The organism is Mycolicibacter sinensis (assembly GCF_001673565.1).
In the GTDB taxonomy this organism is placed as follows: domain Bacteria; phylum Actinomycetota; class Actinomycetes; order Mycobacteriales; family Mycobacteriaceae; genus Mycobacterium; species Mycobacterium sinense_C.
Map to the genome: position 1 here is coordinate 1 of NZ_LZMF01000134.1, position 2,230 is coordinate 2,230.

At 67.5% G+C, this 2,230-nt stretch carries 5 protein-coding genes; 1 reads left to right on the plus strand and 4 read right to left on the minus strand.

All coding sequences use genetic code 11. From position 1 onward, the window contains the following. A partial coding sequence (locus tag A5648_RS19210; RefSeq protein WP_065026077.1) for a guanylate cyclase occupies nt 1-588 on the plus strand: 588 nt, incomplete at its 5' end. On the opposite strand, the gene A5648_RS19215 is transcribed toward A5648_RS19210, so the two are convergent. From A5648_RS19215 to A5648_RS19230, 4 genes are all read right to left on the minus strand, one after another. Further along, nucleotides 589-897 (minus strand): type II toxin-antitoxin system PemK/MazF family toxin, encoded by a 309-nt coding sequence (locus tag A5648_RS19215; protein WP_065026078.1) that lies wholly within the window; start codon nt 895-897, stop codon nt 589-591. It lies immediately after the preceding gene. Then, nucleotides 884-1,129, minus strand: coding sequence for a ribbon-helix-helix protein, CopG family (locus tag A5648_RS19220; protein ID WP_109470856.1), 246 nt, complete (start codon nt 1,127-1,129; stop codon nt 884-886). The genes A5648_RS19215 and A5648_RS19220 overlap by 14 nt, the downstream gene beginning before the upstream one ends. Before the next feature lie 60 nt (nt 1,130-1,189). Next, nucleotides 1,190-1,513, minus strand: coding sequence for a putative quinol monooxygenase (locus A5648_RS19225; protein WP_065026080.1), 324 nt, complete (start codon nt 1,511-1,513; stop codon nt 1,190-1,192). Between the two features lie 26 nt (nt 1,514-1,539). After that, nucleotides 1,540-2,230, minus strand: a 691-nt coding sequence (locus tag A5648_RS19230) for an MFS transporter (RefSeq protein WP_131810599.1), incomplete at its 5' end; no start/stop codon positions are given.

Below are 2,230 nucleotides of genomic sequence, written 5' to 3' on the forward strand. Positions count from 1 at the left end.
TCCAACGCCCCGGTGAACCACGTCGGGATGACGGTGGCCCTCGACGACCTGCCGCCGCTGATCTGGCATGCGGAACTCGGGGACAAGCTGCTCGACTTCTGGACCGGCACCAACCACCGCGGGGTGCAGCTCAACGATGCGCGGGCCGCCGTCGAACAGTGGACGGGCCGCTACGAGCAGCGGTGCTGGTTCCGTCAGCTCGACGGAACCATCACTCGCAAGCAAGAAGACCGGCTGCTGCAGGCGATCGCCCGGATGGACGGCACGGCGTTTCCCACCACGGCGCGGCTCACCGGCCGGTGGCTGCGCGGCCGGCTGCCGACCCTGGGTGACTGGACCCGTGGCATTCCCGTCCTGGAGCGCAAAGCGCGCGAGATCAGCCAGCGCCGCAAGGCGCGCAACAGCAAAGTGGCGCTGCAAACCGCCTACTGCGCCGAGACGGTGGCCATCACCTACGAGGAGATGGGCCTGCTGTCGACCGACAAGAACGCGAACTGGTTCGACCCCGGGTCGTTCTGGAGTGGCGACATCCTGCCGCTGACCCCCGGCTATCACCTGGGCCGCGAGATCGTCGTCGTCGGGTCTTGATCAGCAGCCTGTGCTCGCCCGCAGTGTGCGGCAGGCCTGCTGCATGCGTACCGGCGACAGCCGGATGATCCGCCGTCGAAAGGCGTTGCGCGGCAACGTGTGAATGTTATCGAAATTGACGACGCAGTCGCTGGGCACCCCGTCGTCCGCGGTGGTCAATTCCAACTCCGACACCAGCCCCCTGCGGGTGCGGGTCAGTGCCGCAACCACCACCGAGCCGATCCGCTCAGCGACTGGATCCCTGGTGAGAACGAGCACCGGCCGGTCACCACCGGGGGCGGCCGCGAACCACAACTCACCGTGTCGCATCGGCCCAGTCCGCCCAGTCCTCCGCCGGCCCCCAATCGGCGACCTCGGCAAAGGCGCTCTCGTCGTCGGTGACGGGTTGCTCGTCGTACGCCTGCACGTCGCGATCGGCCGCCAGTGAGGCCAAGTGGCGCCGCAGTGCGTCACGGAGGAGTTCAGAGCGATCGATGTCCAGTCGCCGAGCCCACTGCTCGGCCTCCGCCACATCGGCGTCGTCCGCCCGGAAACTGATCATTGTCATACAACGATCCTAGGTCGTATTACGGACACCGTCACTTCACTCGCAGACGGCCTGTCAGTCGATCGTCAGCTCCCCCATCAGCGACCAGTCCGTCGCGTCGAGCTGCTGGCTGATGATCTTCGGGGTCGACACCAGCGCCTGTGGCATCTCGGCCATCGCCCGGGCGAAGTGCTCGCTGTTGACGTGCGCACTGCCGGCCGCGCCGTCGCGAAACGCTTCGACCAGCACGTACACCTCGGGGTTGTCCAGGCTGCGTGACCACTCGAACCACAGGTTGCCCTCTTCGGCGCGGGTGGCCTCGGTGAAGTCCGCGACCAGCTGCGGCCAGCGCTCGGCCCACTCGGGTTTGGTCTCGAATTTCACCACGATGAAGATCACCATTGCTCCTGCCGACCGGCGATTAGTCAACGGCGAGCGTAACAACGCTGCGCCCAGACCTCACCGATCCAGACCAGTGTCCCGATGACCGGAAAGACGGCGCCGAGCACACAGACCGCGCCCCAGCCCCACGCCCCGTAGACGACGGCCGAGGCCACGCTGCCCAACGAACCGGCGGCGAAGTAGCCGGTCATGTACGCGGTGTTGAGCCGGCTTCGCGCTGCGGGCCGCAGCGGATAGAACACGCTCTGGTTGCTGATGTGCGTGCCCTGGATCCCCAGGTCCAGCAGCGCCACCCCGATCGCGAGCAGCGCGACCCGGCTCTGGCCGGTCCACAGCAGCAGGAAGCTCAGCGCGGTCACGGCGATGAAAACCCCGGTCTGCCAACGGGCATAGCCCCGGTCGGCCAGCGTGCCGGCGAATTTCGCGGCCAGCGCCCCGGCCACACCGAACAGGGTGAACAGCCCGATCTGCCCGTCGGACCAGTGGTAGATCCCGCCGGCGAGCATGAACCCGATGCTGGTCCAAAACACCCCGAAAGAGGCGTAGGTGAGCATCCCGTAGGCCATCCGCAGCCGCAGCACCGGCTCCTCGCGGATGATCGCGACGACCGAGCCGAGCAATCGGCGATAGCTCATCTGCACGGCGGGCGGATGCACCGGCAGCGTGCGCACCAGCGCCGAGGCGACCAGCATCAGCGCGGCCGCGACGACGAAC

Coding starts and splice junctions, on each gene's coding strand:
- A5648_RS19215 (WP_065026078.1), bottom strand. CDS start 897: ATGCGACACGGTGAGTTGTGGTTCGCGGCCGCCCCCGGTGGTGACCGG.
- A5648_RS19220 (WP_109470856.1), bottom strand. CDS start 1,129: ATGATCAGTTTCCGGGCGGACGACGCCGATGTGGCGGAGGCCGAGCAG.